This window comes from Brevibacterium picturae (genome assembly GCF_030453725.1).
Lineage (GTDB): Bacteria > Actinomycetota > Actinomycetes > Actinomycetales > Brevibacteriaceae > Brevibacterium > Brevibacterium sandarakinum_A.
This window is the reverse complement of record NZ_JAKDJU010000165.1, coordinates 1-6,643: the sequence shown is the minus strand read 5'-3', so window position 1 is coordinate 6,643 and position 6,643 is coordinate 1. Positions and strand designations below refer to the sequence as shown.

Genomic DNA, 6,643 nt, shown 5'->3' with positions numbered 1-6,643 from the left:
TCCGTCACGATGCTCACGAGACTGCGGCCAAACTGCTCGCTGCCTCGAGTCCTTCGAAGACCGCTTCCTCCACGGTCCGCGGTGCCACGGCATCGCCGATGGTGCGAACGCTGGCGGACCGGAAGTCGAGGTCGGGGGCCACGGACCGTGGGGCAGCGGAGACGATTGTGGCTGCCACGCCGTCGACTTCGTGGACGATCTCGCACAGTGTCGACTGCAGGTACCCGGTGTCGGCATCGACCCCGACCAGGCGGGCATCGTTGACGAAGTCGACTCCTGCTCGCAGGGCCTGGGACATGAGCAGAGTGCGCGTGTACTGCTGGATTGCGGCTCCGGCGAAGTTCGCCGCGGTCGCCAAGGTCACCGGCACCCTGGCCTCGGCCAGGCGCAGGGCGATGCCCAGCCCGATCCAGTCGCCCTTCCAGTCTGTGACGAGCACCCGGCCGGCGGGAAGTCCTGGCTGAGTGCTCAGATAGTCACGCGCCCCGACGACAACGGCCTCGTCGTCGACCTCGAGCAGCGGCATGCGCTGGACGGCACCGGTCGCGACGATGACGTGATCGGGCGCCAGTCCGTCGAGGACCTCCTGAGTCACCGTGGTCGACGTCCGAATATCGACACCGGCTCGTCGTGCCTCGGCGCTCAGATTCGTCGCGGCTCCCCCGAATTCGGCCCTGTAGGGCAGCTCCTGAGCCAACAGCACCGCCCCGCCGAGGTGGGGCTCCCGTTCGCAGAGAACGACGTCATCTCCCTGTTCTGCTGCCACGGCTGCGGCCTTGAGTCCGGCGGGGCCTCCCCCGATGACGAGCACACGACGTCGGGTCCTCACCCTCGGCCGCGGCAGGAACGTCAGTTCCCTGCCCGATTCGGGGTATTGGATGCAGGAGATGGGCACACCCATCTGGAAGTGTCCGATGCAGGCCTGGTTGCAGCCGATGCAGGCACGGATCTCATCCACGTCATCGCGCTGTGCCTTCCGGGCCATCGCGGGATCGCTGATCATCGCCCGGGTCATGATCGCCATGTCTGTACGCCCTTCGGCGATGGCTTTCTCCGCCTCGTGGGGCTGATTGATCCGTCCGGCGACCATCACCGGTTTGTCGGTGATCTTCTTGACTTGTTCGGACAGGCTCGCGGCATAGGCCGGGTCGATCTGCATCGAGGGGACGATGTGGACCGCGCCCTGCAGGGTCGAGGAGTCCCCGGCCGTGATCGAGAAGTAGTCGAGGCAGTCCACGTCTTCGTCACCGGCCCCGCTGCCTGTCGTCATCGCATTGAGGTGTTCGATGAGGTCGAGGACCTCGGTCGCGACGAGCCCGTCCTCCGTCTTCTCCTCCCCCGAGATCCGCAGTCCCACCACGACATCGGGGCCGACGGCCGCCCGGACCCCGGCGACGACCTCGGTGAGGAAGCGCCGCCGGTTGGCCGGGCTGCCGCCGTATTCGTCGGTGCGCGTGTTCACCCTCGGATTGAAGAACTGAATCGGCAGGTAGCCGTGGCTGGCCACGATCTCGACCCCGTCGATGCCGCTGTCGGCGATGCGCTTGGACGCAGTCGCATATCCGGCGATGATCTCCTTGATCACGGCGGTGCTCAGCGCCTCGGGGACGACCTTGAAGCGCTCCTGCGGTTCGTCGCTGGGTGCCACGGCCCGCGGTGCCATCCCGCGCTCGCCGTCCATGACCTCACGGCCGGGGTGGAAGAGCTGGGCGAAGATGGTGGTCCCATGACGGTGGACCGCCTCGGCGACGGCGCGATAGCCGGGCATCGAGGAGTCCTCGGTGGCCATGAGCACGTGATTCGTATAGCGGGCGGTCTCGTGGACGCCGGAGACCTGGAGGACGATGAGTCCGCAGCCGCCCTGGGCTCGCGCTTCATGGTAGGCCACGAGGTCATCGCCGATCATCCCGTGATCGTCGAGAACGGTGTCATGGCCCGAGGACACGATGCGGTTGCGGATGGTCCGCCGGCCCAGTGTGATGGGTTCGAAGAGATGCGGGAACAGTGAAGACATGATCGTCCTTGATGCATGCGGGTGAGTGCTGACGCATTATTCATATCACGGTATTGATAACTCGGACAAGAGCTGTGAGCGCTCGCATCGGGACTCTCTGACGCCCCAACTGTGATTGTCCCCCTGCATCGCGATCGCTGAGGATCTGCCCAGAAGTCCCTTTTCGATCGCCGCGACCACGGCTTGCACAGATGAGGTGACGCGATGGAGTCCATCGGTGAGGAGCCCTCCGTCTCGTCGTCATCGGAGGTTGGCTGCTCGGAGGCGTCGCCGTGGTTCCGCCGCATCCAGATCGCGTGGTCTCAGATCACCATGATCTCCCCACCCGGACCGGGAGGGTCGACAACCGGCCGAACCCCCAGCTTCGGTCCGGGCATGTAAGAATCGATGCATGAGCACTCACCGCTCCCCCACCTCGGCGACCGCGTCCGGTCAGTCGGTTCTGAAACGTCTGAGTCCGGCCGGCCGGCTCATCGGGCTCGATGCCGCACGCGGTATCGCCCTGTTCGCGATGATGGTCACGCACATCTTCGCACTCTCCGACCCGGCCGGGCTGCCGACGTGGGCAGCGGTGTTTGCGGGGCGCGCCTCGGCGCTGTTCGCGGTCCTCGCCGGCTGTTCGCTGGTGCTCTCGACCCGGTCCCGGATGGCCGCCTCCGGACGTCTGCGCGATGCCGTGCCCAGTGTGCTCATCCGCGCGGGAGCGATCATCTTCATCGGGCTGTGCCTGGGCTCGGTGTCGACGCTGCTGGCCGTCATCCTCGTCAACTATGGGGTCATGTTCGCCATTGCGATGCTGTTCCTGCGCCTGCGAGCCAGGTCCCTCTTCATCATCGCGATCGTGTGGATGGTTCTCAGCCCTGTGCTGTCGATGGTCGTCCGCAGTCAGTTCGGGCTGGAGCCGATGTACTCGGCGATGTCGTGGTTCGATCTGGCGACTCCGCTGACCATGCTCCACGACCTGGTGCTCACCGGCTACTACCCGATTCTGCAGTGGCTGTCCTACATCCTGTTGGGGATGGCTGTCGCGAAGATCGACATCGGCAAGCACCTCATGTCCCTCTTCGCCGGCGGTCTCGGACTGTTCCTCGTCGGCAAGGGAGTCTCCTGGCTGCTCATCAACGTCGCCGGCGGCGGTTCCGCTCTGGTCCGTGTCTCTGAACTGTATGGGACCGATCTCAATGCGGCGCTGTTCACCGGCAGCTACGGGGTGACGCCGACGACGTCGTGGTGGTGGCTGGCGATCGCGGGCCCACATTCGGGCACGCCCTTCGACTTGCTCTCCACGGCCGGGACCGCGCTGTTGACCATCGTCGTGTGTCAGTCCCTGGCGGTGCTGCTGGGGCGACGCACGTGGGTGCTGGCGCCGCTGACGGCACCAGGGTCGATGCCCTTGAGCGTCTACTCCACTCACGTCGTGCTGCTCGAGATCACCCGCCCCTGGGTCGAGGCCAACCCGATGCTCGGCGGTGAGGCGATGTCGCCGCAGACCGTCGAGTTCGGCCTGCACGCTCTCGTGTTCATTGCATCCGCGCTGATCTGGAAGCTGGCGATCGGTGCGCACGGCCCACTCGAAGGAGGAATCGCCGCGATCATCCGGTCGGCATCACCCGTGCCGGACGCGAGGTCGGGGCAGGCGGCTGCAGAGTCCGGGCCGGAGGCCGGACCGGGAGCGGAATCCGGGAACGGAGACCGAGCCGGTTAGGAATTCTGTGTCGCGCCCGCCCGATACATATTGACCGACTTGCGCATCGTCGACCTGGCGCGCTTGCGATCTCCGCACGCATCGTAGGCACAGGAGAGACGGAACCATGACCGCCAGTCCTCGGGCGCAGCTTCGGCCTCGGACTGGTACTGCCCGAAGGCTTCGTCGGCGGATTCGCGGATGATTCTCCCACCTGGGGTTCGCGGCAGATCATCGACAGGCAGACCGCCCTCGGACTTCAGGATGCGTGCCAGCTTCTCCGTCCGTGCACCGAACATGAGCTCGACGATCAGCGTCCAGGCCCCGACGAGGGGCAGGACGAAGAGTGCGATGCCCATCAGTCGGGGAACCAGATCGGGTTCCCTGACCAGTATCCATGCTCGATGCCCCATGAGGACGAAGTAGAAGACGAGCACCACTGAGACGACGATCGCCCCGATTTTGCCCTTGGACATCAGAGGTCGAGCATATTCTCGAGACCGTGCAGCAGACCGGTGTACCCGGAGATCGAGCGCACAGCGGTGACGATTCCCGGCATGAACGCCGAGGTGGAGTGTGAGTCCGTGCGGATCGTCAGGGCTTCACCGCTGGAGCCGAAATGGATCTCCTCCGAGGCCGTCATGCCCTGCTGACGGATGGCGTGGACGTGGATTCCGTCGACGACGGCACCGCGGGCACCGTTGGGATCCATCTCCGTCGCGTCGGGAACCGCAGGCAGTCCTGCATCCTTCCGAGCTGCGGCGATGCGCTGCGCGGTGTGGTTGGCCGTTCCCGACGGTGCGTCGAGCTTGCGGGGATGGTGGATCTCGACCACCTCGGCGGAGTCGAAGTACGGTGCTGCCAGCTCTGCGAAGCGCATCGCCAGGACCGCGCCGATCGAGAAGTTCGGGGCGATGAGCACGGCCGTGTCCGTATGCTTGCTGAGCAGGTCTTCGAGGCTGGAGAGTTTGTCCGCGTCCCAGCCGGTGGTGCCCACGACGGTGTCGATGTCGTTCTCGACGAGGAAGCGCACATTCGCCTCCGTCGAGGCGGGAACCGTGAGTTCGACCGCGACGTCGACGTTCTTCTCAAGCACAGTCTCGAGGGAGTCGCTGCTGCCCAAAGTCGCGACGAGTTCGAGGCCCTCGGCCTCGGTGATGGCGTCGACAGCTTGGGCACCCATGCGGCCCTGTGCTCCGATGACGGCTACTCGAATCGCATTCATAAGTCCGTAACTCCTTGCTCGACGATCTCCGCAAGCCAGTCTAACGACTCTCGCTGCCGCCACCGTCATCAGGCGAGGTGGTCTCGGACGCAAGGATCGGCAATCTGCGCCGCTGAGGCCGTGGATCCCCGACCAGTCGAGCACATTCTTCTGTGTCGTAACGGACTCCGTCGTAGCTCAGCCGTTCACGTTGCCGTCCTTCGACGATGAATCCGGCACTCTTGGCGACCGCAGCCGATGCCGGATTGTTCACGCGGTACCCCAGCTCGAGGCGATAGACTGCCAGCGCTTCGTGGAGGTGATCGACGATGCTGCGCAGACCGGCTGCGGCCAGCCCCTGACCACGGGCGTTCGAATCGAGCCAATAGGAGATCCAGGCGGTCGAATGCCGCCGATCGATGGCTGTCGCCATGACGTTGCCGACGGGAGTCGACACCCTGGCTGCCTCTTCGCTCATGTATCGACCGGCAGTTCGATCGGTGTCAGAGTTCGAGTCCTCCTGCACGATGGCGAAGGCAACGGCGGATCCGTCTTCTTCTGCGGTCCAGATCTCATCCAGCCACGCCTGCGCACCGGCGAGCGATTGATCGTCAGGGATGTTGTTGAGGAGGTCCGAATCGGCTCGGACATAGATGCCGGCCAGTGCGTCTGCATCATCGCGGTGCCACCGTCTGAGGAAATCGCTCACGTGCCCAGCGTATCGGGCCGGTCACTCAGGAGTCTCCCGATTACCTGGATACCTTCCGGGCATTGGGCAACCTTTAGCCGGGTGGCCCAACGACCGGAAGGTTGCCAGCGTGGTCTGCGCAAGGACGCGCGCGGTTTCCGGGCCAGCCCATCACACCGCGCTACCGGCCCCCGGGCAATGCCCTGAGAGACACAGAACGGCGGCCCCGCCGCAATGGGTCGGAGCCGCCGCTGTGGGGTCTGTGCGGCTATCAGCCGAGCAGGAGGCCCTTGGTCTGAGCCACGGCGCGGTCGAAGCGTGCGCCTGCATCTGCCCAGTTCACGATGTTCCACCAGGCCTTGACGTAGTCAGGCTTGACGTTCTGGTAGTCGAGGTAGAAGGCGTGCTCCCACATATCGAGCTGGAGAACCGGGGTTCCGCCGAGCTGGATGTCCGACTGCTGGTCCTTGAGCTGTTCGATGAAGAGATTTCCACCGAGCTGATCGTAGACGAGCACGGCCCATCCGGAGCCCTGGATCGTCGTGGCTGCCGTGGTGAAGTGCTCACGGAACTTGTCGAAGGAGCCGAACTGGTCATCGATGGCAGCTGCGAGTTCGCCGACGGGCTTGTCGCCACCGTCTGGAGACATGTTGTTCCAGAAGATCGAGTGGTTGACGTGACCGCCGAGGTTGAACGCGAGATCGCGGGTCAGCTTCGGCACGTTGGCGAGGTTTCCGCTTTCGCGGGCTTCTGCCAGCTGTTCAACAGCGGTGTTGGCACCCTTGACGTAGGTTGCATGGTGCTTGTCGTGGTGCAGCTCCATGATGCGAGCCGAGATGTGCGGCTCAAGTGCGGAGTAGTCGTAGGGCAGTTCCGGAAGGACGTACTGCTCAGCCATGAAATTCCTCCTGAAGAGAATTGATGTCCACCAGAATCGGTGGCTTCATTTCGACCCTATAACAGGGTCTCATCTTCGACAACACGGTATTCGCGGGGTCTATTCCAGATGACGCCATGTGACCTCGGAGAATATCGTGTCAACGCAGAAATGAG

Annotated in this window: 6 protein-coding genes; 1 reads left to right on the top strand and 5 read right to left on the bottom strand. The window is 64.4% G+C overall.

The window, feature by feature from the left end; all coding sequences use genetic code 11:
- Window positions 1-13: 13 nt before the first annotated feature.
- Window positions 14-2,014, bottom strand: a complete 2,001-nt coding sequence (locus L0G76_RS13080; RefSeq protein ID WP_304357616.1) for an oxidoreductase — start codon at window positions 2,012-2,014, stop codon at window positions 14-16.
- Between the two features lie 391 nt (window positions 2,015-2,405).
- Between L0G76_RS13080 and L0G76_RS13075 the strand changes: the two genes are divergently transcribed.
- On the top strand, window positions 2,406-3,719 hold the full coding sequence (locus L0G76_RS13075; RefSeq protein WP_304357615.1) for a heparan-alpha-glucosaminide N-acetyltransferase domain-containing protein: 1,314 nt from the start codon (window positions 2,406-2,408) through the stop codon (window positions 3,717-3,719).
- On the opposite strand, the gene L0G76_RS13070 is transcribed toward L0G76_RS13075, so the two are convergent.
- The 4 genes from L0G76_RS13070 to L0G76_RS13055 form a co-directional block, all read right to left on the bottom strand.
- Window positions 3,716-4,174 carry a hypothetical protein gene (locus L0G76_RS13070; RefSeq protein ID WP_304357614.1) on the bottom strand — a complete coding sequence of 153 codons (459 nt, stop codon included), beginning with the start codon at window positions 4,172-4,174 and terminating at the stop codon, window positions 3,716-3,718. The genes L0G76_RS13075 and L0G76_RS13070 overlap by 4 nt on opposite strands.
- Window positions 4,174-4,923, bottom strand: a complete 750-nt coding sequence (gene dapB / locus L0G76_RS13065; protein WP_304357613.1) for a 4-hydroxy-tetrahydrodipicolinate reductase — start codon at window positions 4,921-4,923, stop codon at window positions 4,174-4,176. The genes L0G76_RS13070 and dapB overlap by 1 nt, the downstream gene beginning before the upstream one ends.
- Window positions 4,924-4,963: 40 nt before the next feature.
- Window positions 4,964-5,611: a GNAT family N-acetyltransferase gene (locus tag L0G76_RS13060; RefSeq protein ID WP_304357612.1), complete on the bottom strand. Its 648-nt coding sequence runs from the start codon at window positions 5,609-5,611 to the stop codon at window positions 4,964-4,966.
- 250 nt (window positions 5,612-5,861) lie between these two features.
- Window positions 5,862-6,488 carry a superoxide dismutase gene (locus tag L0G76_RS13055; RefSeq protein ID WP_092107348.1) on the bottom strand — a complete coding sequence of 209 codons (627 nt, stop codon included), beginning with the start codon at window positions 6,486-6,488 and terminating at the stop codon, window positions 5,862-5,864.
- Window positions 6,489-6,643 lie beyond the last annotated feature (155 nt).